The sequence below is a fragment of the Cupriavidus ulmosensis genome (assembly GCF_977008105.1).
Window position 1 is genome coordinate 2,766,649 of sequence record NZ_CDRMWP010000002.1, and the last position, 26,032, is coordinate 2,792,680.

Consider the following 26,032-nt stretch of genomic DNA (forward strand, 5'->3'; position numbering starts at 1 on the left):
GCATCCAGCGCATGCCCGCTGCCGCCGGGCCGGAATGCGGCATTGCCGCTTGGACCGGCGTCGCATGGAAACGACGCCAAGCGGAAATTCACCGCCGATCGATGCCATGCGGTTCAATTTTTCCGCACATTGCGACGATAATCCCCCTGCCGAATTTCCCCGATCATGGCCCGTCTTTCCCAATGCGGGAATGACCGGTTCTTTACCGCTTGCGCATCGCCCGGCATTCCGGATTTCCGGAATCCGTCTTTCCGGGTTTCCGGAAATCGCAATCCATCAAGACACAAGGCCGGCGCGCGCGCGCCGGCATGCAACCCACGGTGACGACATGACCTTGCCGAAAGGCCTGTTTCTCGCGCTGGCGCTTTCCGCTGCCCTGCTGGGGTGCGGCGGCGGCGGCGAAGACGCGCCCGCCGCAGCTCCAGCCGCCGGCGTGCCCGCCGCGCCCGAATCGCCCGCCCCCAACGCGCCCACCGCTCCCGCCACGCCGGACCCGTCCGCGCCGGCCGTGCCGAAGAGCGCGAAGCGCGGCATTGCCTACGACCTCGCGTCGCCGGCCGATCTCGCCGCGCTGTCGCCCGGCGTGAGCTGGTGGTACAACTGGAGCCCGCGGCGCAATGCCGGCGTGCCGGCGGACTATCGCGCGCGCTACGCGATGGACTTCCTGCCGATGATGTGGAACGGCACCGAGGACACCACCGAGGTGGAGGCCTTCCTCGCGGCCAATCCCGGCGTGCGCTACCTGCTGGTGATGAACGAGCCCAACCTCGCCGACCAGTCCAATCTCACGCCGCTGCAGGCGGCGCAGCGCTGGCCGGTGTTCGAGGGCATCGCCGCGCGCGCCGGCGTGCAGATCGTCGGCCCCGCCATGAACTGGGGCACGATGCCCGGTTATGCCGACCCGGTCGCGTGGCTCGACGCGTTCTACGATGCCTACCGCGCCGCCAACGGCGGCCGCGACCCGCGCATCGACTACCTGGCCTTCCACTGGTACGACTACGGCCTCGCCGGCCAGCTCGACCGGCTCGCGAAATACGGCAAGGCGTTCTGGGTCACGGAGCTCGCCAACTGGCACAGCCAGGCCGACGGCGCGCAGATCGATTCGGTGGCCAAACAGAAGGCACAGATGGCGGACATGGTGGCCATCTGCGAAGACCGCGCCGACGTGTTCCGCTATGCGTGGTTCACCGGCCGCGAGGACAACGACAACCACTTCACCAGCCTGCTCGGCGCCGATGGCCAGCTCTCCGAGCTCGGCTCGTTCTACGTATCGCTGCCGTTCCACTGACCGCGCCGGCGCATGCCGCCGCACCATCGAGCCACCGAGCCAGACAACCATGCCAATCCACGCCCCCTCCCGCCGGTCCGGCCACGCCGGCACCGGCCTCGCGCCGCGCGCGGCGGCGCTGTTCGCCGCCGTGCTGGCACTGGCCGCGCTGGCCGCCTGCGGCGGCGGCGGTGACGGCGGCGCGCCGGCCGCCGCCGCGCCCGCCGACACCGCCGCCTACGCGCCGCTGTTCGCGCCCGGCACGCCGGTCAACGAGCAGATCCAGTACCGCGAGGCGGACGGCACGCTGGTCACGCTGATGGGCTCGCGCCCGACCGAGCGCCACGCGCGCGAGCGCGGCGAGGCCTGGGACGCGCCCGACGCCGGCCCGGGCCGCTACCTCACCTTCCCCACCTTCTATTTCCAGAACCGCACCTTCGGCCTGGAGATCCGCGACGGCGTGCCCGCCGGCCGCCAGCGCATCGAGATCTACCTGCACGTCAACCAGGGCGTCTTCGACGGCACCACCTTCAGCCTGTTCCGCAACGTGCTCGACCCGACCGTGCGCGACTACGGCTGGGCGCTCAACTACGGCTTCAACAACCCGAAGGAAGGCGGCCAGCCCATCTGCCGCGAGGGCCAGCCGCGCGAAGACTGCATGATCGTGGTGGACTCCAACTGGCGCACCGACCCGCACAGCGCGCTGAAGATCGGCGACCCGATCGAGCTGGCGCCGGCGCCGCGGCTCAAGCGCGACCCGGTGGTGGATGGCGGCGGCAGCCGCTACTACTCGTTCGAGCAGCTCTACGTGGTCGGCGTGGGCATGCGGCCGTGGTACGGCATCGCGCCCAATCTCGACTCCGCGCCGCTGCCGGCCGAAACGCTGCTCGGCGGCGACGCCAGCATCTCGTACAACTACTCCGAGGAGCCGATGCGGGTGTTCCAGCAGATGGCCAACAATATCGGCATCGTCAACACCCAGCGCTTCGTCGAGGGGCGCCGGCTGTTCCACACCTCGTTCGCCGACGGCAAGCACTCCGAGCACGACGCCGACAACCCGGTGTTTGCCGAGCACATCGGCCAGCTCGGCCCGCGCTACAACCAGCCGCGCTGCATCGAGTGCCACACGCAGAACGGCCGCAGCCTGGCGCCGGCCATCGGCGCGCGGCTGGACACCATGTCGATGCTCGTCGCCGCCGGCGGCAAGGCCGACCCGACCTACGGCCTGAACGTGCAGCAGCACGCGCAGGACCCGGGCGCGCCCGACTACGGCGTCAGCGTGGCATCCTACGAGACCACCGCGCGCACCCTGTCCGGCGGCGAGACGGTGGCGCTGGTCAAGCCGTCCTATGCGTTCAAGGGGCCGGTGCCGGCGCAGTTCTCGGCGCGCCAGGCGCCGCAGGTCATCGGCATGGGGCTGCTCGAGGCGGTGGCGGAGCCCACCATCCTGGCGCTGGCCGACCCGGACGACAGGAACGGCGACGGCGTGCGCGGCATCCCCAACTGGGTCGCCGATCCCGAGACCGGCAAGACCCATCTCGGCCGCTTCGGCTGGAAGGCGACCAAGGCCAGCATACGGCAGCAGGTCGGCGACGCGCTGATCAAGGACATGGGCGTGACCTCGCCGGTGTTCCCCTCGCGCGGCTGCCAGCGCGAGACCGCCGACTGCCGCGCCGCCGCGGCCACCTCGGTCTCCGAGACCGACCTGCAGCGCCTCACGCACTACCTCTCGCTGATCGGCGTGCCGGCCCAGCGCAGCCTGCGCAGCGGCTTCCCGGACGGCGTGCGGGTGTCGCCCGAGCACGACGTCGACCCGCCGCAGATCGCGCGCGGCGGCACGCTGTTCGCGCAGGCGCGCTGCGTGGCCTGCCACACGCCGACGCTGAAGACCGGCAACACGCACCCGTTCGCCGAGCTGCGCGACCAGACCATCCACCCGTACAGCGACCTGCTGCTGCACGACATGGGCCCGGGCCTGGCCGACACCCTGAGCGAAGGCCGCGCCACGCCGAACCTGTGGCGCACCGCGCCGCTGTGGGGCGTGGGCTCGCTGCGCTTCGTCCAGGGCGGCGAGCAGAACGTGCGGCTGCTGCACGACGGCCGCGCCCGCACGCTGACCGAGGCGATCCTGTGGCACGGCGGCGAGGCGGACGACAGCCGCGCCCGCTTCGAGGCGCTGCCGAAGGAAGACCGCGCCGCGGTAGTCGCCTTCCTGCAGTCGCTGTAGCGGCCTGGCCGCGCTCAGGCGCCGGCGCGGCGGTCCCGCCCGGCCGGCTGCGGCGCGCGGCCGCCCTCGCGCAAGGCGGTCTTTTCGCCCGCCCGCCGGCGCAGGATCTTCTCCACGTTGCGGATGGCGAAGATGTGCAGGAACGACGTGATGTGCGCGTCCACCGCCAGCTCGGCGCGCTCATGTTCGTAGAGCTGCTCGACGTCATCCACCGGCATGTGGGCTTTCGCTGCCAGCAAGGCGACGAGGCCCTTCTGGTCGGGTTGTCTGAGTTTGTGAACGGACATCATCGCTCTCCGGCGGTCCAGCGGGAATGAAGCAAGTGACGGGAACCGGCGCCATGCGCGGACCCGTATCCATGTACAGCATATGACCGGCGCGCCATCGCCGGCGGAAAGATTCGCGCCGGCCTTTGACTTGTCTCAAGCATTGGTGCCGGCCCTTTCCGTTTGTCGCAAAACGGTCATTTCCGCTGCCCAGACTCTGCCGCATCGACAATCGAGCCAGAGGCCCGCATGCAAAAATCCGATGCCGTCGCCGCGATGGGAAAGAGCACGCTGCTGCTCCCCGCGTGGATCCACGCCGCGCTTGCCGCGAATGACCGCCTCAAACTGTACCTGACGGTCCTGCAGGCCGCCGCCGCCCACGCGGAGCAGCCCGCCACCGAGCCGCCGGACTTCGGCCGGGAAGCGGCGGCGGCCGGCATCGAGGGCCGCTGGCTGCGCGAGCTGCCGGCGGCCGCGTCGCGGGTCGAAGGCGCGCTCCTGATGCCCGGGCTGCAGCGCCTGGCGCGGCACCTGGCGGAGGACCTCGGCGTGATGGCGCGGCCGCTGCTCGAAGTGCCCGACACCGGCGACGACCTGCGCGAACGGGTCAGGCACTGGAGCGGCTGGCTCGGCACGCTCGGCGCGCCCGCGGCGGAGCAGCCGGGCGGCGAGACGCTGCGCAACGGCCAACTGCGCGCGCTGACCAGCGGCAAGCGCGCGGACAAGCACCGGCATGACGGCGCGCCCGGCGAGGACGACGACAGCCTGCACCTGCTGGTGATGGATCTGCACAAGCAGCTCAACCACCTCGCCGGCACCTTGTCCGGCGAGGTGGTCGACGGCGCCCACGTGTGGCAACTGCTGCCGGCGGACCGCGCGCGGGTGGCGGCGTTCATGCGCGGCCTGAACCGCACCGCGCCGCTGAAGTTCGACCATCCCGGGCTCGACACGGCCGCCACGCGCGACGGCGCGCGGCTGCTGCTGCAGAACGACATCGGCACCAACGACGCCCACGTGCTGGTGCTGCAGGTCGAGGGCACCACGATCACGCTGCACTACTCGGACCTGCACCGCGCCCGCTTCGCCTTCTTCCAGGCGCTGCTGGCCCCGTTTGGCGCGCAGTGGACCGAGACGCAGTCGAAGGTCGATGCCGCGCTCAACGAAGGGCGGGCCTACACCTTCGGCACCGCGCGCTTCGAATGCGCGGGCACGGCGGCGCTCGACGATGCGCTCGAAGGCATCGGCTCGCGCATCGTGTTCCTGATCGACTGGAACCGCGCGCGCAAGCGCCTGCTGCCCTTCGTCGGCAAGGCGGAGGCGATCGACATCCTGCGCGAGGTGGCGCGCTGCGACGCCGGCCACATGGCGTGGCTCAAGGCCGGCGGCGAACAGATCGTGTTCGCCGCCATGCAGGCCGCGGGCGAAGATGCGTTCCGCATCGGCGACCGCCTCGACGCCGTGCTCGGCCCGCCCGACGCCCGCGCCTTCCTGGTCGAGGTGCTGTGCCAGGCCAGCCGGGCGCTGCTGGCCGGCCAGCCGCTGGCGCTGGTCGCCGACGAAACCCGCATGCTGCTGGCCCGGCGCATGCGCCAGCACGGCAGCGAGTTCGACCTCATCGAAGAACACGCGGCCTATTGCCAGGCGCTGGCGCAGGCCGTCAGCGACGGGCTGGCGCACGACGTGGTCGCGCCGTCCGGCAAGGCGGAGCGCGAGGCCGCCGGCGAGGCCGGTAAAGCCGCCCATAGCCTGGCGGCGCGCGCCAAGGTGTGGGAGCGCCAGGCCGACCACCTCGTGATGCACGCGCGGGACCACGCCCGGCGCCAGCGCCGCTGGCAGCCCGCGGCGCGCCTGCTGGAACTGTCCGACGACATCGCCGATGCGCTCGAGGAAGCCGCGTTCCTGATGAGCCTGATCGCCGAGGACCACCACCAGGGCTGGAACGCCGACATCCGCCACCTGCTCGGCAAGCTGGCGCAGACCGTGCTCTCGGCGACGCAGGAACACGTCAAGGCGCTGGCCATCGCGCGGCAACTGGGCGCCGGCAGCGATGCCGCCGACGGCGACGCCTTCCTCGCCGCGTCATGGAACGTGCTGCGCGCCGAACGCGAGTGCGACGAGCTGCTGCGTGCCGCCCGCCGCGCGATCCTGGCCGCGATCCGCGACGCCGGCGCGCTGATGCTGGCCAACGACCTGGCCATCGCGCTGGAACTGGCGTCCGACCGCCTGCTGGTGGCCGGCTATGCGCTGCGCGACGTGGCCTTCGGCCAGGCCGGAGCCCAGGGATGAGCCCGGACATGAACGCAAACATGAACGCACCCGACCCCGCCGCGGCTCCGGACTGGCCCGACGCCCTCTACCTGATCGGCTGCGCCGCGCCGGTCGGCACCGCCCGCCTTGCGCATCCGGCGCACGAGCCCTCCGCGCGGACGATGGGCTTCAAGGCCTTCAACCTGCTGCGCATGGCCGCGCTGGGACTGCCGGTGCCGCCCGCGTTCGCGCTCGGCACGGTCTATTGCGCAAGCGCCGCCACCAGCCCGGCGGCCACCGCGCCTGCGCTCTGGCGGCCCGGGCTGCAGGCCCTGGAACACGCCACCGGCCTGCGCTTCGGCGACGCCAGGCTGCCCCTGCTGCTGTCGGTGCGCTCGGGCGCGCCGGTGTCGATGCCGGGCATGATGGAGACGCTGCTCAACATCGGCCTGTGCGACGCCACGCTGCCCGGCTTCGTGCGCCAGACCGGCAACCCGCGCCTGGCGTGGGACACCTACCGCCGGCTCGTGGCGAGCTACGGCGAAGTGGTGGCCGGCGTGCCGGCGGCGGTGTTCGATGCCGAGAGCGCGGCGCTGGCCGGCACGCGCGACGAGCGCGACCTCGACTTCGCCGAACTGCGCATGCTCACGCGCCGCTACCTGGAAGCCTACGCGCGCGCCGCGGGCACGCCGTTTCCGCAAGACCCGCAGGCCCAGCTGAGCGGCGCGATCGGCGCGGTGTTCGCCAGCTGGCGCTCGCCCAAGGCATGCGAATACCGCCGCCAGCGCGACATCCCCGACACCATCGGCACCGCGGTGACGGTGCAGACGATGGTGTACGGCAATGCCGGCGGGCGCTCGGGCTCGGGCGTCGGCTTCACGCGCGACCCGGTCAGCGGCGAGCCGGCGCTGTGGATCGACTTCCTGTTCAACGCCCAGGGCGAGGACGTGGTCTCGGGGCGGCGCAACGCCTACGGCCACGACGAGCTGGCCGCCGTGATGCCGGCGGTGTGGCAGGACCTGGCCGACGTTGCCGCCACGCTTGAGCGCGCGTTCGGCGACATGCAGGACTTCGAGTTCACGGTGCAGGACGGGCGCCTGTACCTGCTGCAGACCCGCAACGGCAAATGCTCCGCGCAGGCCCTGGCGCGCATCGCGCTCGACCTGTGCGACGCCGGCATCATCCCGGCCGCGGTGGCGCGCGAACGCACCGCCGCGCTGAAGCCGGAGGAACTGGTGGCCACGCACACCGTGTCGCCGGACGGCACGCCGCCGACGCCGCCGACGCCGCTGGCGCAGGCGGCCAGCGCGGCCAACGGCATCGCCGTCGGCGCGATCGCCTTCGACGAAGCGGCGGCGCGCGCGCGCCAGGCGGCCGGCACGCCGGTGGTGCTGGTGCGGCGCGACGCCGAGACCAGCGACATCGCCGCGCTCGAACTGGCGGCGGGCCTGCTGACCCAGCACGGCGCGCGGACCTCGCACGCCGCCGTGGTCGCGCGCCAGCTCGGCAAGGTGTGCCTGGTCGGCTGCGCCGCGCTGCAGCTCGACGAGACCGCGCGCACGCTGCGCGTCGGCGAGACCACCCTGCATGAAGGCGACCTGCTGACCCTGGACGGCAACCTCGGCCTCGTCTATGCCGGCGCGGTGCGCACCGTGACCGAGCCGCTGGCCGACCTGCAGGCCCGCCTCCGGCGGCTGCGCGGCGCCGATGGCGAGGCCACGGCAAGCATGCGGCCGGCCGCCGGGTAGAAGCGCGCCGCGCCGGGGCCGCTCAGACCACGTTGATGACGACGTCGATATTGCCGCGCGTGAGCCTGGAATACGGGCAGGTCTGGTGCGCGGTGTCGGCCAGCGCCCGCGCGACCTCGCGCTCCAGCCCCGGCAGGCTGACGTTCAGGCGCGCCTGCAGGAAATAGGCCTCGCCCGACTTGACGAGGTCGACCTCGGCGTCCACCGCGAGGTCCGCCGGCAGCGCGACCTTCATCTTGCCCGCGGCCAGTCCCAGCGCGCCGATGAAGCAGGCCGACCAGCCCGCCGCGAACAGCTGTTCCGGGTTGGTGCCGCCGCCCGCGGTGCCGGGGGACGACAACTGGATGTCGAGACGGCCGTCGCTGCTGCGCGACTTGCCGTCGCGGCCGCCGGTGGTGTGGGTCTTGCCGGTGTAGAGCACTTTCTGCGTCTGGGTCATGATGAACTCCTGGTGGTGAAATCGGGGCGGGCACGGCCGTGCCGCCCGGGGTCAACTCGCCGGCGGCGCGAGCGCCACCGGCCATGACCGCATGAGACACGGCCGGCATGTCCGCTGTGTATCGGCATCGGCCGCAAGCGTAAGGCAGTGTCAGCGGCGCGCGCGCGGATACACTGCGATACAAAGAGGGCGGCCGGCATGGCCCCCGGCGCGGCCGTCTTCCGGTATTTTCGGTGCCGTTGCCACGCCGTCTTCCGATCCACGCCGAAGGTGCTCCCGATGGAACCTCATATCGATCACATCCTGATCGTCGACGACGACCGGGAAATCCGCGAACTGGTCTCGGCCTACCTGACCAGGAACGGCCTGCGCGTGACCGTCGCGCCGGACGGGCGGCATATGCGCGCCTTCCTCGAAGCCAGTGCCGTCGACCTGATCGTGCTGGACCTGATGCTGCCCGGCGACGACGGCCTGGTCCTGTGCCGCGAGCTGCGCGCCGGCCGCCACAAGGCCACGCCGGTGCTGATGCTGACCGCGCGCAGCGACGAGACCGACCGCATCGTCGGCCTGGAGATGGGCGCCGACGACTACCTGGCCAAGCCATTCGCCGCGCGCGAGCTGCTCGCGCGCATCAAGGCGGTGCTGCGCCGCACGCGCATGCTGCCGCCCAACCTGCAGGTGACGGAAGCCGGCCGGCTGCTGCGCTTCGGCGCGTGGCAGCTCGACACCACCGGCCGCCACCTGATCGACCGCGACGGCACCGCGGTCGCGCTCAGCGGCGCCGAGTACCGCCTGCTGCGCGTGTTCGTCGACCACCCGCAGCGCGTGCTCAACCGCGACCAGCTGCTCAATCTCACGCAGGGGCGCGAGGCCGAACTGTTCGAGCGCTCCATCGACCTGCTGGTCAGCCGGCTGCGCCAGCGCCTGGCCGACGACGCGCGCGAGCCGGCCTACATCAAGACCGTGCGCAGCGAAGGCTACGTGTTCGCCATGCCGGTCGAGATCGCCGAGCCCCGCCAATGAGCGCCGCCGCCGCGCGCCTGCTGCCGCTGCCGCGCACGCTCGGCTCGCGGCTGTTCCTGATCCTGCTCGCCGGGCTGACCATCGCGTACGGGCTGGCCTTCGGCGTGGTCTTCGCCGAGCGCTACCTCACCGCCCGGGCGGTCATGCTGGGCACGCTGGAAAGCGACGTGGCGACCTCCATCGCCATCCTCGACCGCCTTCCCGCCGACGAGCGCGCGCAATGGGTGCCGCGCCTGGACCGCGGCACCTACCGCTTCGTGCTCGGCCCCGGCCTGCCCGGCGTGCCCGACCTCAGCGCGCGCGGCGCCGACATCGCCGCGCGCATCCAGGAAGCGGGCGGCCGGCGCCATCCCGTCAAGATCGAATCCATCCCCGGCGACGGCAAGCGCCTGCAGGCCCACCTGACGCTGAGCGACGGCAGCCCGCTGACCATCGACGTGCATCCCGCGCCGCTGCCGCTGGCGCAGTGGCTGCCCTACGTGCTGGCGATCCAGCTCGTCCTGCTGCTGCTGTGCTGCTGGTTCGCCGTGCGGCTGGCCATCCGCCCGCTGGCCGACCTGGCGCGCGCCGCCGACGCGCTGGACCCGGACAGGCCGGCGCCGCGCCTGAGCGAGGCGGGGCCGGCCGAGGTGGCCCACGCGGCGATGGCGTTCAACGCCATGCGCGACCGCATCGCGCACTACGTGGAGGAGCGGGTGCGGATCCTCGCGGCGATTTCCCACGACCTGCAGACGCCGATCACGCGCATGACGCTGCGCGCCGAGATGGCCGAGGATTCCGCCGGCAAGGACAAGCTCGTGCAGGACCTCGCCGAGATCCAGCGCCTGGTGCGGGAAGGCCTGGCCTATGCGCGCAGCACCCACGGCGACGCGGAGGCCGCCGCGCGCATCGACATCGCCTCGTTCATCGAGAGCCTCGCCTACGACTACCAGGACACCGGCAAGGCCGTGACGACGGCCGGCCGCATCGACGGCGCCATCGTCACGCGCCCCCACGCGCTGCGCCGCATCCTGACCAACCTGATCGACAACGCGCTGAAGTTCGGCGGCGCCGCCGAGCTGTCGGTGCGCAGGGACGCCGGCGGCGCGGTGGTCATCGCGGTGCTGGACCGCGGCCCGGGCATCCCGGAGGACCAGCTGGAAGCGGTGATGCAGCCGTTCTTCCGACTCGAGCAGTCGCGCAGCCGCGAGACCGGCGGCACCGGGCTGGGGCTGGCCATCGCGCAGCAGCTCGCGCTGGCCATCGGCGGCACGCTCGCGCTGCGCAACCGCGACGGCGGCGGGCTGTGCGCGGAAGTCACCCTGCGCTGAACCGCCGCTCCTCAGTACTTGTCCACGTCGAGCACCGCCTGCGCGAAGTCCCGCGGGGCCTCCTGCGGCAGGTTGTGGCCGACGCCCCTGATGATGCGGTGCGTGCGCCTGCCCGAGAACATGCCGGCGTAGGCGGTGCCGTCGGTGGCCGGGGCGACGCCGTCGGAATCGCCGTCCAGCGTGATGGTCGGCACGGCGATGACGGGGCCGGCGGCGAGCCGCTTTTCCAGCGCGTCGTGCTTCGGATCGCCGGCGGCCAGGCTCAGCCGCCAGCGGTAGTTGTGGATCACGATGCTGATGTAGTCCGGGTTGTCGAAGGACGCCGCGGTGCGCTCGAAGGTGGCGTCGTCGAACTGCCACTGCGGCGAGTTGACCTTCCAGATCAGGTTGGCGAATGCCTTGCGGTTCGCCTCGTAGCCGGCCCGGCCGCGCTCGGTGGCGAAGTAGAACTGGTACCACCAGCCCCACTCCGCCTTGGGCGGCAGCGGCAGCTTGTTGCGCTCGAGGTTGTTGATCAGGTAGCCGTTCACCGACACCATCGCCTTGCAGCGCTCGGGCCAGAGCGCGGCGATGATGTTGGCGGTGCGGGCGCCCCAGTCGTAGCCGGCGAGGATGGCGGTCCTGATCCCGAGCGCGTCCATCAGCGCGACGATGTCGAGCGCCACCACCGCCTGCTGCGCGTTGCGGAAGGTCTGCGCGGACAGGAAGCGCGTGGTGCCGTGGCCGCGCAGGTGCGGCACGATCACCCGGTAGCCCGCCGCCGCCAGCATGGGCGCGACGTCGACGAAGCTGTGGATGTCGTAGGGCCAGCCGTGCAGCAGGATCACCACCGGCCCGCCGGCGGGCCCGGCCTCGGCATAGCCGACGTTGAGCTCGCCGGCATCGACCTGCCTGAGCGGGCCGAACGAGGCCAGCGCGCCCGGCGGCGGGCCGGCCTGCGCGTGCGCGAAACGGATCGCGCCGAACGGGGCGGCGGCGAGGGTCATGGCCGCGGCGCCGAACAGGCGGCGGCGCGGCTGGTTGATCTGGTCAGGCATGGTGCTCTCTCCGGGTGATGGCGGGTCATGCACAGCATGCGGGCCGCGTGTATCCCCCGTGTATCGCCGCGCGCCGGACTTGCATGCCCATGTAGCATAGGCGCGGGCGGATACATGGCGATACAAGGCCGGCGCGGCGGAAGCCGCGGGGAGTGGAGAGAGCGCGCGCGCCGGGCGGCATGCGGGCGCCGCCCGGCGCACGCGCCGGCTCAGCGCCGCGCGCGCGAGGCCGGCCCGTGCACCTTGCTCACGCCACCCTCGCCACCGCCATGCACGGGCAGCAGCGGCGAGGTGGACGAACTGGACAAGGTGGACAAGGTCGACGAGGCGGGCGGCTGCACCACGCGCAGCGTGCGCGTGGCCGGGTCGATGTCCACCCAGGCGCCGTGCGCGATCTGCGCCGTGATGTCGACATCGAAGCCCGCCAGCAGCGTCACGTCGCCGAGCGCCGCGCCCTGGGCCAGGATGGTGTTGACCGAGTTGAGGACGATGGCCAGCGGCGCCATGTGGCGCGACTGCATCTCGTGCAGCATCCAGGCCGTCGCCACGCCGCCCTTGGCGGTGTCGAGGATCAGGATGCGGTCGAGGTACGACTGCCCGGCCAGCTTGTGCCCGGGCCGCGAGAACACCCCTTGCAGGCGGTCGAGGTCGTAGCGCGCGGAGAAGCCGTCGGCGGCGACCAGCGCCTGGCCCGCTACCGGGCGGCCCATCGCGTGGCGGGCGGTGAAGATCGTGTCGCTCATGCGAGTTCTCCGGTTTCTGCCGCGTCGACGCATTGCTCCATCGACGCCAGCATGGGTACGTAGCCGTAGCCGCCCAGGATGTTAACCATCTTGGCGCTGTTGGTGGCCAGCCGCGTCCAGCCTTTGGCCTCGCGGATCTCGCGCGCGTAGGACTGGTAGAAGCACATGCCGGACATCACCGTGCCGCCGGCGCGCTCGATGGCGGCCGTGTAGCCGAAGCGGTCGCAGTCCGGCTTGACCTGCGGGCTCGTGATCGCCAGCAGCGGGCGCTTGAACTGCCGCCCTTCGCACAGCCCCGCCAGCTGGCGCAGCTCAAACAGGCTCAGTTGCGGCGCCGAGAACACCACCACGTCGATCTCCTTTTCCACCGCGTAGCTCTGCTGCAGGCCGCGCACCTCGGCCTGGCCGATGCGGTGCGCCACCGGCAGCGCATCGCCGCCCACGTCGGACAGGCGCGCCGCCTCGGGCGTGATGCCGACCAGGTGGAACAGCGCGACCGAGCCGAAGCTGGCCATCGCCGCGCCGAAATGCTTGAGCTGGTCGGAGGTCGGCGCGGCTTCGAGGCCCTCGATGACCGGCACCTGCCAGTAGTTGCCCGCCAGCCGCCCGATCACGCCGCCCAGCGCGCCCCAGTCGTTGAGGCTCTGCGGCGTCCAGTCCACGCGCAGCCGCAGCGTGGCCCGGCGCTGCGCGTCGAGGTGAAAGCCGTAGCGCGGCGTGCGCCCGGTCAGGCCCGCCGCCAGCGCCGACGGCCCGCCCTCGAAATTCGAGCGCGCGCCGCTGACCGAATTCGAATAGATGACCACGCCGGTGTCGCCGAACGCCACGTGCTCGCCGCGCGTGGCGGCCAGCACGGTCTGGTAGTTGATGCAGGTGTCGGTCATGCTCACGCCCAGGCGCGTGAAGGCGTCGATGGCGCGGCGCTCCAGCTCCAGCATCCACTCGGCCTGGCCGAGCAGCGAAGCCTTCTCGAAATCGGTGCCGCGCGGGTCGGTGATGGTGGGGATGCGCACGCGCCCGTCGCCGGCGTCGGCCAGCCGCTCCAGCCACATCACGCCGGCCTGCCCCAGGCTCTCGGTATCGGCCATGATGTGGGCTTGCGATACCGGCACGAAATCCTGCGCGCCAAAAAAGTCGCCTACCTTGATCTGGTGTTCGATGACAGTGCGCGCCACGGTGCCGGCCTCGCCGGCCAGCATGGCTGCCTCTTCGTCGTTGAGTCTCATGTCGTTCTCTGTCGTTCTCTCTGGTGGGGGTTCCGGATGACGGGTGGCCGGCGCCGGGGTCAGCCCGGCGGCCGCGCGCGCGTCTGCACGCCGGCCAGCGGGCCTTGCGCGGTGACGACGAACTCGTACCTGTCGGGGCGCACGTGGAAGGCCGAGATCTCGCACAGCGCGTCCTGCTCGTCGAACGAGCGGCGCAGCAGCACCAGCGCGAAGCCGCCGCGCCCCAGCGCCAGCGACGCCGCCACCGGCGCGCTGGCCTGCCCGGCGCTGATGGTGGTTTCCACGCGCGCGATGCGGTGACCGAGGCCCTGCTCGACGATGCCGTAGATGGTGCGCTCGGCCGCGACCTCCTCGCCCAGCGCCAGCGCCGCGTCGGGCAGCCACGACGCCACCACCGCCAGCGGCTCGCCGTCGACCAGGTAGCGCCGCTCCAGGTAGGTCGACAGGCCGGGCGCGCGCGGCGCGCGCGCGCCGAACGCGGTCAGCGTGGTTTCGGGGATCACGCCCTGGCACAGCAGTTCGTCGTAGAAGCCGCGCGGCGTGTCGAGCTGATGCCGCACGCGCCCGCGCGAGACGAAGGTGCCCTTGCCCTGGCGGGTCTCGATCAGCCCTTCGTCGACCAGCTTGCGCAGCGCCTGGCGCGCGGTCACGCGGCTGATGCCGAAACGGCGCTGCAGCGCCGCCTCCGAGGGCAGCAGCGTGCCGCGCCCGGCGTCGATGCCGTCCCGCAGGATGCGGCAGACCTGCTCGTACAGCGGCGTGGCGGCGTGGCGGTCCAGCACCGCGTCGGCGCGGATCTCGAGCGTCTCAGTCAACCGTCGCTCCCGAGCTCTTCACCGCGCGCGCCCACTTGGGGACTTCGGTCTCCACCAGCGCGCGCAGCTCCGCGGCGCTGCTGCCGACCGGCTCGATGCCCAGCTTGCCCAGCTGCTCGCGCATCTCGGCGCTGCGCATGACCCGGGCGGTTTCCGCCTGCAGCTTCTGCTGCACGGCGGCCGGCAGGCCCGCCGGCGCGAACAGCGCCCACCAGGCCTCGGCCTCGTAGCCGGGCACGCCGGCCTCCGCCATCGTCGGCACGTCGGGCAGCACCGGGCTGCGGCGCGTGCCGGACACCGCCAGCGCGCGCAGCTTGCCGGCGCGGATGTTGGCCAGCGGCGACTGCACCGGGTCGAACATGGCGGGAATCTGCCCGCTCAGCAGGTCCGAGATGGCCGGCGCGCTGCCCTTGTAGGGCACGTGCAGCAGCTCGGCGTGCACCGCGTCGGCGAACAGCGCGCCCGCGAGGTGCCCCGGCGAGCCGCTGCCGGCCGAGCCGTAGGCGATCGACTTCGGCTTGCTGCGCGCCAGCGCGATGAACTCGGCCAGCGTGTGGGCGGGCACCGAGGGGTTGACCGCCAGCACCACCGGCGCCGACGCCAGCAGCGAGATCGGCGTGAAGTCGGTCGACGGCTGGTACGGCAGCTTGCGGTACAGGCTCTGGTTGATGGCGTTGGTGCCCACCGTGCCGAGCAGCAGCGTGTAGCCGTCGGCCGGCGACTTGGCGACGAGGTCGGCGCCGATGATGCCGCCGGCGCCGCCGCGGTTGTCCACCACCACCTGCTGCCCGAGCTGGTGCGACAGCGCCTGCGCCAGCGGGCGCGCCACGATGTCGGTGGGCCCGCCGGGCGGGAACGGCACCACCAGGCGGATGGCCTGCTTCGGATAGGCCTCGGCGGCGGACGCGGCGAGCGGCAGGACGGAGAACAGGCTGAAGGCGGCGGCGCAGGCCGCCGCGAAAACGCGGGTGGACACGGTAATTCCTCAAGCGGGCGCCGGACAGGTCCGGGCGAAGACTTGTATTGAAACGTATTAATACGAGTTTTCTAACGAAGGCTTTCGCACATGCATATGCGAACCCTGCGGCCACAACGCGGGCCGCTGCCGCGCGCCGCTGCCGCCGGACGCCGCGCCAGCCGGCAAATACGCATATGAACGAAGCTTCGTTTGCCGGCCGCGAGCGCCGGGCTAGCATCATGGCCTGTTGCCGCGCGGCGTCCGGCCTGGCCGGACGCGCCGCGGCACCCACCGGAAACCAACTTGACTCCAGCCATCCCGACCGTGCCCGGCACCTCCGGCAGCACCTCCCGACGCACCTCCCACCCCACCTCCCGCCGCACCTTCCTGCTCGGCACCGCCCGCGCCGGCGCCAGCGTGGCCGCCCTGGGCGCGCTGTCGGCATGCGCCACCACCGCCGCCACCGCCGAGCCGGTCGCCGAGACCACCTCGGGCCGCCTGCGCGGCACGCGCGCGCAAGGCGCGTTCGCGTTCCGCGGCGTGCCCTATGCCGCCACCACCGCCGGCGACAACCGCTTCCGCCCGCCGCTCGAGCGCCAGCCGTGGGCGGGCGTGCGCGACGCCCTGCAAGGCGGCGCCTCGGCCCCGCAGCCGCAGGTCGGCAGCCCGGCCGAGTTCGCCTGGTACTGGTCGGCCATCCCCGCGAGCGAGGACTGCCTGTCGCTGTCGGTATTCACGCCGGCGCTGCGCGACCACCGGCGCCGCCCCGTGCTGGTGTGGCTGCACGGCGGCGCGTTCGCCATCGGCGCCGGCACCTCGGCGGGCTTCGACGGCAGCCACCTGGCGGTGTCGCAGGACGTGGTGGTGGTGTCCGTCAACCATCGCCTCAACGTGCTGGGCGGGCTGTTCACCGGCGAGCATCCCGAGCAGTTGTCCGCCGAGTCGGGCAACCTCGGCACGCTCGACCAGCTCGCCGCGCTGAAATGGATCAAGGCCAATGCCGAGTCGTTCGGCGGCGACCCGGCCAACATCACGGTGTTCGGCCAGTCGGGCGGCGCAGCCAAGGTCACGGCGCTGCTGGGCCTGCCCGCCGCGCGCGGCTACATCCAGCGCGCCATCGTGCAGAGCGGCTCGGGCGCGTGGAAGCTGGCCGGGCCCGAGGCGGCGGCGCGCGCCGCGCATGCGTTCCTGCGCGAGTTCGGCCTGAACGCCGCCAGCGCGGGCCGCCTGCGCGAGGTGCCGGTGGCGCAGCTGGTAGCCGCGTTCGCCAAGGTGTCGGGCGCCGCCGGCGGCGTCAGCGAGTTCCGCCCGACGCTGGACGGCCGGGTGTTCGCCGACGATCCGTTCGACCCGGTGGCCTCGCCGCTGGCGGCGGACGTGCCGGTGCTGATCGGCAACGCCGCCGACGAAGCCACCTTCTTCCTCGCCGCCGACCCGCGCAACTTCTCGCTGGGCGCCGCCCAGGCGCGCCAGCGCATCCAGCGCTTCCTGCGGCTCGACGGCGCCGCCACCGACCGGCTGATCGAGGCCTACCGCGAGCGCGACGGCAAGGCCACGCCGAGCGAGCTGCTGATCCGCATCGCCGGCGACTACAACTACCGGCTGCCGACGCTGGCCGTGGCCGAGCGCAAGGCCGCGCAGCAAGGCGCGCCGGTCTATGCCTACGAGTTCGACTGGAAATCGCCCGCGCGCGGCGGCGCGCTGGGCTCGCCGCACACGGCGGAGGTGCCGTTCATCTTCGGCACGCTCGACGCGGCGCGGCCGCTGGTGCAGGACAGCCCCGACCAGCTCCAGGTGCGCGACCGCATGGGCGCGATCTGGGCGCAGTTCGCGCGCACCGGCCGGCCAGGCGACACGGTGTCGGGCTGGACGCCCTACGACGGCACGGCGCGCACCACCGCGCTGCTGGGCAAGTCATGGGAGGCGCGGCGCGATCCCGCCGCGCACGCTCGCGCGGCGTTCGCGGGCATCCCGCTGTACGAGTACAGCTTCCCGGTGTCGTTCACCCGCGACTGACGCGGCTGACGCCGGCCGCTGCCGGCCGCGCGCCCGGCGCCATGCCGGCGCGCGGCGGCTTCGCGCTCAGCGGTGCGCCTGCCACGGCGTCAGCGCGCGCGACAGCCGCCGCATGGCGAGGTCGAACAGGTAGGCGATCAGGCCGATCAGCACGATGCCCATGACCACCACGTCGGTGCGCAGGAAGTTCGACGCATTGAGCACCAGCTGGCCGAGCCCGGCCGTGGCCGCCACCATCTCCGCCGCGACCAGCGTGGTCCAGCCGAAGCCGATGGCGATGCGCAGCCCGGTCAGGATGTCCGGCAGCGCCGACGGCAGGATGACGTGGCGCACGAGCTGCGCGCGCGTGGCGCCCATCGACAAGGCCGCATGCAGCTGCTCGGCCTGCACGCCGGCCACCCCGGCGCGCGTGGCCAGCGCGATCGGCGCGAAGCAGGCCAGATAGATCAGCAGCAGCTTGGCGGTCTCGTCGATGCCGAACCAGATCACGATCAGCGGCAGGTAGGCCAGCGGCGGCAGCGGGCGGTAGAACTCCAGCACCGGGTCGAGGATGCCGCGCGCCACGCGGCTGGTCCCCATCAGCAGCCCCACCGGCACCGCGCTCAGCGCCGCCAGCGCGAACGCGCCGAACACGCGCCACAGGCTCCAGCCGATGTGCTGCCACAGCGGCAGGCCGCCCTGCACGTTGCCGTCCCACGCCTGCACCGCGGCGCGCCAGACCGCCGCCGGCGGCGGCAGGAACAGCGGCGCGATCCAGCCCGCCGCGGTCACGCCCCACCAGCCGGCCAGCAGCGCCACGACCGTCGCCACGGTGATGGCCGCGGTCCCGCCGCTGCCCAGCCGCGGAAACGGCCGCGCCGCGGGCAGCGGCCCGGCTGATGCGGCTGAGGCAGCCGCCCCGGCCGGCACCTCGCCGGGCGCCGCCGCGATGGCGGGACGGATGACGTCGTCGGCCTCGCTCATGCACCTTGTCCGTGAACGAGTTGCAGCAGGCGCTCGCGCCAGTCGATGAACTCGGGCGACGATTTCACCGCCCTGGCGTCGCCGCCGTCGATATAGCGCCGCAGGAACGGCACCTGGAAATCGTGGGTGATGCGGCCCGGCCCCGCCGACATGACGATCACGCGGGTGCCCAGGAACAGCGCTTCCTCCACGCTGTGCGTGATGAAGAAGACGGTCTTGCCGGTGGCCGCCCAGACCCGCGCCAGCACTTCCTGGACCGACTCGCGCGAGAGCGCGTCGAGCGCGCCCATCGGCTCGTCCATCAGGAGCACGCGCGGATCGTTGGCCAGCGCGCGCGCAATGCCCACGCGCTGCTGCATGCCGCCGGACAACTGGTAGATGGGCGTGGCGCCGTGGCGCTCCAGGTCGACCAGCGCGAGCTTCTCCCGCGCCACCGCGAGGCGCGCGGCGCGCGGCACGCCGCGAAAGCGCAGGCCCAGCGCGACGTTGTCCTGCACGTTGAGCCACGGCATCAGCGCATGCTTCTGGAACACCACGCCCAGCCCGGGGCCGGGACCGGACACCGCCTCGCCGTCGAGCAGCACCTTGCCGGCGGACGGCCGGATGAATCCCGCGAGGCAGTTCAGCAAGGTGGTCTTGCCGCAGCCCGACGGCCCCAGCGCGACCACGAACTCGGCCGGCGCGATGGACAGGTCCACGCCGGCGAGCGCGAGCGGCGCCTGCGCGCCGGACGGCGCGAAGCGCACCGACAGGCGGCGCGCCTCGATCCGGCCGCCGGCCTTCGGGCTGCCGGCATGGCCGGGCGCGTGGCCGGGCGGGTGGCTTACTGCGCTGCCTTGCGTACCCATGTCGCGTTCACGCCGGACGCATAGTCAGGCAGCACGTTCTGGATGGTGCCCTGCTCCTTCAGGAAGGCCGCGGTGGCCGCCAGCGACCTGGCCGCGCCGCCGCCGAGCCAGGCCGCCGAGGCCTGCTGCTGCAAGGTCGGGAATTCGTACAGCGCGAGGCTGGCCGGCACGTCGGCCGGCTCGGCGCCGGACCATTTCGCCACCGCCTTGACCTGGGCCGAATCGGCGCTCCAGGCGGACTTGTTGTTGCGGTACGCCGCGTCGGTGTCGGCCAGTATCTTGACGAACTCCGTCAGGAAGGCGTCGTTGTCGCGCGCGAACGCCTTGCTCACCACGATGCCGTCGAACGTGGCCTTGCCGGTCTGCGCGGCAATCTTGCCCGAGGTGGTCAGCACCTGCCCGCTCTTCTTGGCCTTGGCGAGAACCGGGTCCCAGATGAAGGTGGCGTCGATGTCGCCGCGCTCCCACGCGGCGGCGATTTCCGGCGGACGCATGTTGACGATCCTGACGCCGCGCGGATCGACCTTGGCGGCCTCCAGCGCCAGCAGCGTGTGGAAGTGCGAGGTGGACACGAACGGCACCGCCAGGCGCTTGCCCTTGAGGTCCGCCAGCGACCTGACGTTGCTGCCGTTGCGCACCACCAGCGCCTCGGCATCGTTGATGTTGTCGAGGATCCAGAACAACTCGATGTCGAGGCCCTGCGACAGCCCCGAGGCGATCGGCGCCGAGCCGGCCTCGCCGATCTGCACCGAGCCCGAGGCCAGCGCGCGGATCACGTCGGCGCCGCTGGCCAGCTTGCGGAAGCTGACCTTGTAGCCGGTTTTCTTCTCGACCGCCTGCGCATCCTGCGCATGGCGCCAGGGCACGACCATGTCCTGGTAGGCGATCACCACCTCCCGGGATTGCGCCGCGGCGCCGCCCGCCAGCAGCAGCGTCGCGCAGACCATCATCGTGTTCAGAAAGCGCTTCATGTGTGTGTCGTCCCGGATCGAAAGGGACCAGTATAAGAAGCGGCATTTTTCGCCCGAACGAAGATTTCCTCCCATGCTTATCCACATTCGGCCGGCGTGGCATATGCGGCCACCGCCCATGCTATCTCGCAAATATTCTTACGCGCGGACGGCGGCGGCGCTCAAATGATGCCCTGCACATTCACCGCCTCAGGCATCCAACGGTATGGCTCTCGACATCTTCTGGTTCCTCCCCACTTCCGGCGACACGCGCTACCTGGGCAAGTCCGACTTCGGCCGCGCGCCGACCATCCCCTACCTGCGCCAGATCGCCGTCACCGCGGAGAACCTCGGTTACGACGGCCTGCTGATCCCGACCGGCGCCTCGTGCCTGGACCCGTGGGTGGTCGCCTCCAGCCTGGTGCCGGTCACGCAGCGCATCAAGCTGCTGGTGGCGCTGCGCACGTCGCTCGGCGGCCCGGGGCCGTCGGCGCGGCAGGCCGCCACGCTCGACCAGGCGCTGAACGGCCGGCTGCTGCTCAACGTGGTGCCGGGCGGCGACGCCACCGAGCTGGAGGCCGATGGCGTGTTCCTCGCCCACGACGAGCGCTACCAGGCCGCCGACGAGTACCTGCAGATCTGGACCCGCCTGCTGCGCGGGGAGACCGTCGATTTCGACGGCAAGCACTACAGCATCCGCAAGGGGCAGGTGTTCCACGCGCCGGTGCAGAAGCCCTATCCGCCGCTGTATTTCGGCGGCTCCTCCGACGCGGCGCACGACCTCGCCGCCAGACACGTGGATGCCTACCTGACCTGGGGCGAGCCGCCCGCGCAGGTGGCGCAGAAGATCGCCGACGTGCGCGCCCGCGCGGCCAAGCTGGGGCGCACGGTGCGCTTCGGCGTGCGCCTGCACGTGATCGTGCGCGAAACCGGCGAGGAAGCGTGGGCGGCCGCCGAGCGGCTGATCAGCAAGCTGACCGACGACGACATCGCGCGCGCGCAGCAGAACTACGCGCGCATGGATTCCGTGGGGCAGCAGCGCATGGCCGCGCTGCACGGCGGGCGGCGCGACCGGCTGGAGATCGCTCCCAACCTGTGGGCCGGCGTGGGGCTGGTGCGCGGCGGCGCCGGCACGTCGCTGGTGGGCGACGCCGAGACCGTGGCCGCGCGGCTGGCCGAGTACGCGGCGCTGGGCGTGGACTCGTTCGTGCTGTCCGGCTATCCGCACCTGGAGGAAGCGATCCGCTTCGCCGAGCTGGTGTTCCCGCTGCTGGGCAAGGAAGCGGTGACGCTGCGCGACCAGGCGCAGACCGGCGGCGCATTCGACATTCGCGCCCGCTGAGGGCGGGCGCGAGAGTGAACATGAAGGCGAACGTAAGGCGAACCGGGCCGGCGGCAATCCGCGCGGGGATCGCGGTGCCGGCCGGCCGGAAGGCGACGGCGCTTACTTGGCCGTCGGCATGGCGAACTCGGCGCCGCGGGTGGTGTCGTCCGGCCAGCGCTGCATGACGCTCTTCTGCTTCGTGTAGAAGCGCACGCCCTCTTCGCCATAGGCGTGCATGTCGCCGAACAGCGAGCGCTTCCAGCCGCCGAAGCCGTGCCATGCCATCGGCACCGGAATGGGCACGTTGATGCCGACCATGCCGACTTCGATGCGGCGGGCGAATTCGCGCGCGATCTGGCCGTCGCGGGTGTAGCAGGCCACGCCGTTGCCGAATTCGTGCTCGTTGACCAGCCTGACCGCGTGGGCGAAGTCGTCGGCGCGCACGCACGCCAGCACCGGACCGAAGATCTCTTCCTTGTAGATGCGCATCTCCGGGGTCACGTTGTCGAACAGCGTGCCGCCCGTGAAGAAGCCCTGTTCGTGGCCCGGCACCTTGTAGTTGCGGCCATCCACGAGCAGCTTCGCGCCTTCTTCCACGCCGAGCGCGATGTAGCCCTCGATGCGTTCCAGCGCCTGCCGCGTGACGACCGGCCCCATTTCGGCATCGGGCTCCATGCCGTTGCGGATGACCAGTTCGCGCGCGCGCGCTTCCAGCTTGGGCATGATCTTGTCGGCGACGTCGCCGACCAGCACCGCCACCGAGATGGCCATGCAGCGCTCGCCGGCCGAGCCGTAGGCCGCGCCGATCAGGCCGTCCACGGCCTGGTCGATGTCGGCGTCGGGCATCACCACCATGTGGTTCTTGGCGCCGCCCAGCGCCTGCACGCGCTTGCCCAGCCTGGCGCCGGTTTCATAGATGTAGTTGGCGATCGGGGTCGAGCCGACGAAGCTGGCGGCCTTGACGTCCGCGTGCTGCAGCAGCGCGTCGACCACGGTCTTGTCGCCCTGGACCACGTTGAACACGCCGTCCGGCAGACCCGCCTGCTTGAGCAGGCCGGCCATGAACAGCGACGCGGACGGATCGCGCTCGCTCGGCTTGAGGATGAACGCATTGCCGGCAGCAATGGCCACCGGGAACATCCAGCACGGCACCATGCAGGGGAAGTTGAACGGCGTGATGCCGGCGACCACGCCCAGCGGCTGGCGCAGCGTCCAGTTGTCCATGCCGGTGGAAACCTGGTCGGTGAAGTCGCCCTTGAGCAACTGCGGGATGCCGCAGGCGAACTCGATGATGTCGATGCCGCGGCTGACCTCGCCGGCCGCGTCGCTCAGCACCTTGCCGTGCTCGGCGGTGATGATGGCGGCCAGTTCGTCCTTGTGCCGGTTCATCAGCTCGAGGAACTTCAGCATGACGCGCGCGCGGCGGATCGGCGGCGTGTCGGCCCATGCCGGAAACGCGGCCTTCGCGCTCGCCACGGCCGCGTCCACGTCTTCCACCGAGCCCAGGCGGACCTGCCGCGCGACGGCGCCGGTGGCCGGATTGAACACGTCCTGGGTGCGCGTGCCGGTGCCGACGTAAGGCTTGCCGGAAACGTGGTGGATGACTTCGGCGGAACTGGTGTAAGGCGCGGTCACGGGTATCTCCTGTCGATTGTGCGTCCATGCGGTCGACGCAGTATATGAATGGCGCGGGCAACCGGGTAGACGTCCTTTGCCAAACATATTGTTCAGGATTTTGACCTGCTACCATGCCAGACATGCGAATGATCGGCATCGCGGAGATGTAGTGCGCGGTAGTGCACGGTAGTGCGCGGCGGGAGGCGGCGACAAGAATGCGGCAAGGAAACGTGGAATATCTCTGGGAGCACCTGCACTGGCTCGTGGTGCTCGACCAGCAGGGCAGCTTCAGCAAGGCGGCCGCCCGGCTGGGGGTCAGCAAGGCGTCGATGAGCCAGCACATCGCCGACCTGGAGAAGGCGGCCGGCATCATGCTCGTGCAGCGCACGACGAGAAGCGCCACGCTCACGGCGGCGGGGCGCGAACTGGTCGAGTCGACGCGCGGCGCGTTCGATCGGATTGCGACGAGCTTCGCCAATGTCCGCGATCTGGCCGGCGCCCCGCGCGGCCTGCTGCGCGTGACGGCGCCGGTGGCGTTTTCCCGCCAGCAGCTAGTCCCGACGTTGCCGGCCTTCCTGCGGCGCTACCCGGACATACAGATCGAGCTGGACATGTCCGACCGCATCCGCCCGCTGGCCCAGGAAGGCTTCGACCTGGCCGTGCGCCATACCGCCGCTCCGCCGGAGACGCACGTGGCGTGGGCCCTGGCGCCGACGCGGACGGTGCTCGCGGCCAGCCGCGCCTACCTGCGCGCGCGCGGCATGCCGGCCTCCCCGGCCGCGCTCGCCGGGCACGTCTGCCTGCACTACCCGCGCACGCATGGCACGCCCACGTGGACCTTCGTGTCGGCCGATGCCGGGCAGCCGGACCCCGTCACGGTGCCGGTCTCGGGCCAGCTGGCCGTCAACAACAGCGAGGCCTTGCGGGACGCCGCGATGTCGGGCCTCGGCATCGCCCTGCTGCCCGATTTCAGCGCCCAGTCCGCGCTGCAGAGCGGCCGGCTGGTCGAGGTCCTGCCCGGCTGGCGCTCCACCGGCGTCTTCGGCGAATGGCTGTACGCGATCCGGCCCTACTCGGCCCATGCGTCCAGGGTCTCGCAGGTATTCGTCGAGTACCTGCGCGAGGCCTACGCGCAGGGCTTCGCGCCGCGCCAGCCAAAACGCCTTCACCGGACTTGAGCGGCCCGGTGAAGGCGTGGGACCGGCCTGGCCGACACAGTGTCGGGCCGGACGGGATCAATAGATCGCGGGTTCTCCGGGCGAGCGTCCGAACGACGTTTCGAGGTAGTCGAAGTCGCAGCCCTTGTCCGCCTGCAGGATGTGCTGGGCGAACATCCAGCCGTATCCGCGCTCGAAATTCCGCTCCGGCGGCGTCCATTCCTTGCGCCGGCGCTCGAGTTCCCCGGGGCTGACCAGCAGCTCCAGCTTGCGCGCCATCACGTCGATCTCGACGAGGTCGCCGGTGCGGACCAGCGCAAGCGCGCCGCCGACGAAGGCTTCCGGCGAGACGTGCAGGATGCAGGCGCCATAGCTGGTGCCGCTCATCCTGGCGTCCGAGATCCGCAGCATGTCCCGCACGCCCTGCTTGACGAGCTTGCCCGGGATCGGGAGCATGCCCCACTCCGGCATGCCGGGGCCGCCCTGCGGGCCGGCATTGCGCAGCACCAGCACGTCGTCCGCGCTGACATCGAAATCGTCGCGGTCGATGACCTCCTTCAGCGAGGGGTAGTCGTCGAACACGATGGCCTTGCCGGTATGCTTCATCAGCCGCTGCTCCATCGCGCACGGCTTGATCACGCAGCCCTCGGTGGCGAGGTTGCCCTTCAGCACGGCCAGCGCGCCCTCGGGGTAGATCGGCTGGTCGATGTCCCGGATCACGTCGTCGTTGTGGCAGGCGGCATCGCGCACGTTCTCCGCGATGGTGCGGCCGTTGACGGTGAGCTCGCCGGGCGAGAGGAAGCCCAGCAGCTTGCGCATCAGCGCGGGCAGGCCGCCGGCGTAGTAGAAATCCTCCATCAGGTACTTGTCGCCGCTCGGCCGCACGTTGGCGATGACCGGCACCACCCGGCTCGCGCGGTCGAAGTCGTCCAGCGTCACGTCGTGGCCGGCGCGGCGCGCCATGGCGATCATGTGGATCACGGCATTGGTCGAGCACCCCATCGCCATCGCCACGGCGATGGCGTTGTCGAACGCGCCGCGGCTGAGGATGCGGCCCGGCACCAGGTCTTCCCACACCATCTCGACGATGCGGCGCCCGGAGGCCGCGCACATGCGCACGTGATTCGCGTCGGGCGCCGGGATCGACGACGCGCCCGGCAAGGTCATGCCCAGCGCTTCCGCCACGCCGGTCATGGTCGACGCGGTGCCCATCGTCATGCAGTGGCCGTGGCTGCGCGCGATGCCGCCCTCGATGTCCTGCCAGTCCTGGTCGTTGATGACGCCGGCGCGCCGCTCGTCCCAGAACTTCCAGGCATCCGAGCCCGAGCCCAGTATCTTGCCGTGCCAGTTCCCGCGCAGCATCGGGCCGGCGGGCACGTAGATCGCGGGCAGCCCGGCGCTGATGGCGCCGAGCAGCAGCCCCGGCGTGGTCTTGTCGCAACCGCCCATCAGCACCACGCCGTCGACCGGATGCGAGCGGATGAGCTCCTCCGCCTCCATCGCCAGCATGTTCCGGTACAGCATGGTGGTCGGCTTGACGAAGTTCTCCGACAGCGACAGCGCCGGCAGTTCCAGCGGGAAGCCGCCGGCCTGCAGCACGCCGCGCTTGACGTCCTCCACGCGCGTCTTGAAATGGGCGTGGCACGGATTGATGTCCGACCACGTGTTGATGATGGCGATGACCGGCTTGCCCGCCCAGTCGGCCGGGGCATAGCCCATCTGCATGATGCGCGAGCGGTGGCCGAATCCTCGGAGGTTGTCCGGCGCGAACCACCGGGCGCTGCGCAGCTCTTCTGCTTTCTTCATGGTCACTGTGGAATCTGGGTCGGGTATGGGTTCGGACGCGCGTCA

Annotated in this window: 21 protein-coding genes; 9 read left to right on the forward strand and 12 right to left on the reverse strand. The window is 71.6% G+C overall.

The window, feature by feature from the left end; translation table 11 throughout:
* The first annotated feature begins 328 nt into the window (after positions 1-328).
* Complete coding sequence (locus tag ACWTPI_RS31965) at positions 329-1,288, forward strand: glycosyl hydrolase (RefSeq protein WP_454733780.1); 960 nt, start codon at positions 329-331, stop codon at positions 1,286-1,288.
* A gap of 49 nt (positions 1,289-1,337) precedes the next feature.
* Entirely contained in the window at positions 1,338-3,494 is a 2,157-nt protein-coding gene (locus ACWTPI_RS31970; protein ID WP_454733781.1) for a di-heme oxidoreductase family protein, read from the forward strand.
* A gap of 14 nt (positions 3,495-3,508) precedes the next feature.
* Here ACWTPI_RS31970 and ACWTPI_RS31975 read toward each other — a convergent pair whose 3' ends face one another.
* Positions 3,509-3,784 carry a DUF3562 domain-containing protein gene (locus ACWTPI_RS31975; RefSeq protein ID WP_155888135.1) on the reverse strand — a complete coding sequence of 92 codons (276 nt, stop codon included), beginning with the start codon at positions 3,782-3,784 and terminating at the stop codon, positions 3,509-3,511.
* A gap of 225 nt (positions 3,785-4,009) precedes the next feature.
* Between ACWTPI_RS31975 and ACWTPI_RS31980 the strand changes: the two genes are divergently transcribed.
* Positions 4,010-6,046 carry a phosphate transport regulator gene (locus ACWTPI_RS31980; RefSeq protein ID WP_454733782.1) on the forward strand — a complete coding sequence of 679 codons (2,037 nt, stop codon included), beginning with the start codon at positions 4,010-4,012 and terminating at the stop codon, positions 6,044-6,046.
* Positions 6,047-6,066: 20 nt separating this feature from the next.
* On the forward strand, positions 6,067-7,755 hold the full coding sequence (locus ACWTPI_RS31985) for a PEP/pyruvate-binding domain-containing protein (RefSeq protein ID WP_454733783.1): 1,689 nt from the start codon (positions 6,067-6,069) through the stop codon (positions 7,753-7,755).
* A gap of 22 nt (positions 7,756-7,777) precedes the next feature.
* Here ACWTPI_RS31985 and ACWTPI_RS31990 read toward each other — a convergent pair whose 3' ends face one another.
* Positions 7,778-8,194 carry an organic hydroperoxide resistance protein gene (locus ACWTPI_RS31990; RefSeq protein WP_454733784.1) on the reverse strand — a complete coding sequence of 139 codons (417 nt, stop codon included), beginning with the start codon at positions 8,192-8,194 and terminating at the stop codon, positions 7,778-7,780.
* A 279-nt stretch (positions 8,195-8,473) separates the two neighbouring features.
* Between ACWTPI_RS31990 and ACWTPI_RS31995 the strand changes: the two genes are divergently transcribed.
* Positions 8,474-9,217, forward strand: a complete 744-nt coding sequence (locus ACWTPI_RS31995; RefSeq protein ID WP_020203962.1) for a response regulator — start codon at positions 8,474-8,476, stop codon at positions 9,215-9,217.
* Positions 9,214-10,527, forward strand: coding sequence for a sensor histidine kinase (locus ACWTPI_RS32000; protein ID WP_454733785.1), 1,314 nt, complete (start codon positions 9,214-9,216; stop codon positions 10,525-10,527). The genes ACWTPI_RS31995 and ACWTPI_RS32000 overlap by 4 nt, the downstream gene beginning before the upstream one ends.
* Positions 10,528-10,538: 11 nt before the next feature.
* Here the strand turns inward: ACWTPI_RS32000 and ACWTPI_RS32005 are convergent, their stop codons facing one another.
* The 5 genes from ACWTPI_RS32005 to ACWTPI_RS32025 form a co-directional block, all read right to left on the reverse strand.
* Positions 10,539-11,564 carry an alpha/beta fold hydrolase gene (locus ACWTPI_RS32005; protein WP_454733786.1) on the reverse strand — a complete coding sequence of 342 codons (1,026 nt, stop codon included), beginning with the start codon at positions 11,562-11,564 and terminating at the stop codon, positions 10,539-10,541.
* 209 nt (positions 11,565-11,773) lie between these two features.
* Positions 11,774-12,307 (reverse strand): aconitase X swivel domain-containing protein, encoded by a 534-nt coding sequence (locus ACWTPI_RS32010; RefSeq protein ID WP_020203965.1) that lies wholly within the window; start codon positions 12,305-12,307, stop codon positions 11,774-11,776.
* On the reverse strand, positions 12,304-13,533 hold the full coding sequence (locus tag ACWTPI_RS32015; protein ID WP_020203966.1) for an aconitase X: 1,230 nt from the start codon (positions 13,531-13,533) through the stop codon (positions 12,304-12,306). The genes ACWTPI_RS32010 and ACWTPI_RS32015 overlap by 4 nt, the downstream gene beginning before the upstream one ends.
* Before the next feature lie 59 nt (positions 13,534-13,592).
* Complete coding sequence (locus ACWTPI_RS32020) at positions 13,593-14,348, reverse strand: GntR family transcriptional regulator (protein WP_454733787.1); 756 nt, start codon at positions 14,346-14,348, stop codon at positions 13,593-13,595.
* Complete coding sequence (locus ACWTPI_RS32025) at positions 14,341-15,324, reverse strand: Bug family tripartite tricarboxylate transporter substrate binding protein (protein WP_454733788.1); 984 nt, start codon at positions 15,322-15,324, stop codon at positions 14,341-14,343. Before ACWTPI_RS32025 ends, ACWTPI_RS32020 begins: the two co-directional genes overlap by 8 nt.
* 285 nt (positions 15,325-15,609) lie before the next feature.
* On the opposite strand from ACWTPI_RS32025, the gene ACWTPI_RS32030 reads away from it, so the two are divergent.
* A complete protein-coding gene (locus ACWTPI_RS32030; protein WP_454733789.1) occupies positions 15,610-17,322 on the forward strand; it encodes a carboxylesterase/lipase family protein in 1,713 nt (570 codons plus the stop codon).
* Positions 17,323-17,388: 66 nt separating this feature from the next.
* On the opposite strand, the gene ACWTPI_RS32035 is transcribed toward ACWTPI_RS32030, so the two are convergent.
* The 3 genes from ACWTPI_RS32035 to tauA are packed head-to-tail and all read right to left on the reverse strand — an operon-like array spanning position 17,389 to position 20,104.
* Positions 17,389-18,285, reverse strand: coding sequence for an ABC transporter permease subunit (locus ACWTPI_RS32035; RefSeq protein ID WP_454733790.1), 897 nt, complete (start codon positions 18,283-18,285; stop codon positions 17,389-17,391).
* A complete protein-coding gene (locus ACWTPI_RS32040) occupies positions 18,282-19,133 on the reverse strand; it encodes a taurine ABC transporter ATP-binding protein (RefSeq protein WP_454733791.1) in 852 nt (283 codons plus the stop codon). The genes ACWTPI_RS32035 and ACWTPI_RS32040 overlap by 4 nt, the downstream gene beginning before the upstream one ends.
* Positions 19,109-20,104, reverse strand: a complete 996-nt coding sequence (gene tauA / locus ACWTPI_RS32045) for a taurine ABC transporter substrate-binding protein (protein WP_454733792.1) — start codon at positions 20,102-20,104, stop codon at positions 19,109-19,111. Before tauA ends, ACWTPI_RS32040 begins: the two co-directional genes overlap by 25 nt.
* A gap of 205 nt (positions 20,105-20,309) precedes the next feature.
* On the opposite strand from tauA, the gene ssuD reads away from it, so the two are divergent.
* Positions 20,310-21,425, forward strand: a complete 1,116-nt coding sequence (ssuD, locus tag ACWTPI_RS32050) for an FMNH2-dependent alkanesulfonate monooxygenase (RefSeq protein WP_020203973.1) — start codon at positions 20,310-20,312, stop codon at positions 21,423-21,425.
* Between the two features lie 102 nt (positions 21,426-21,527).
* On the opposite strand, the gene ACWTPI_RS32055 is transcribed toward ssuD, so the two are convergent.
* A complete protein-coding gene (locus ACWTPI_RS32055) occupies positions 21,528-23,042 on the reverse strand; it encodes a CoA-acylating methylmalonate-semialdehyde dehydrogenase (protein ID WP_059412313.1) in 1,515 nt (504 codons plus the stop codon).
* Between the two features lie 197 nt (positions 23,043-23,239).
* Here ACWTPI_RS32055 and ACWTPI_RS32060 point away from each other — a divergent pair, with 197 nt between their 5' ends.
* Positions 23,240-24,202: a LysR family transcriptional regulator gene (locus ACWTPI_RS32060; protein WP_029043815.1), complete on the forward strand. Its 963-nt coding sequence runs from the start codon at positions 23,240-23,242 to the stop codon at positions 24,200-24,202.
* A gap of 57 nt (positions 24,203-24,259) precedes the next feature.
* On the opposite strand, the gene araD is transcribed toward ACWTPI_RS32060, so the two are convergent.
* Positions 24,260-25,987 (reverse strand): L-arabinonate dehydratase, encoded by a 1,728-nt coding sequence (gene araD / locus ACWTPI_RS32065; protein ID WP_020203976.1) that lies wholly within the window; start codon positions 25,985-25,987, stop codon positions 24,260-24,262.
* Between the last annotated feature and the right edge of the window lie 45 nt (positions 25,988-26,032).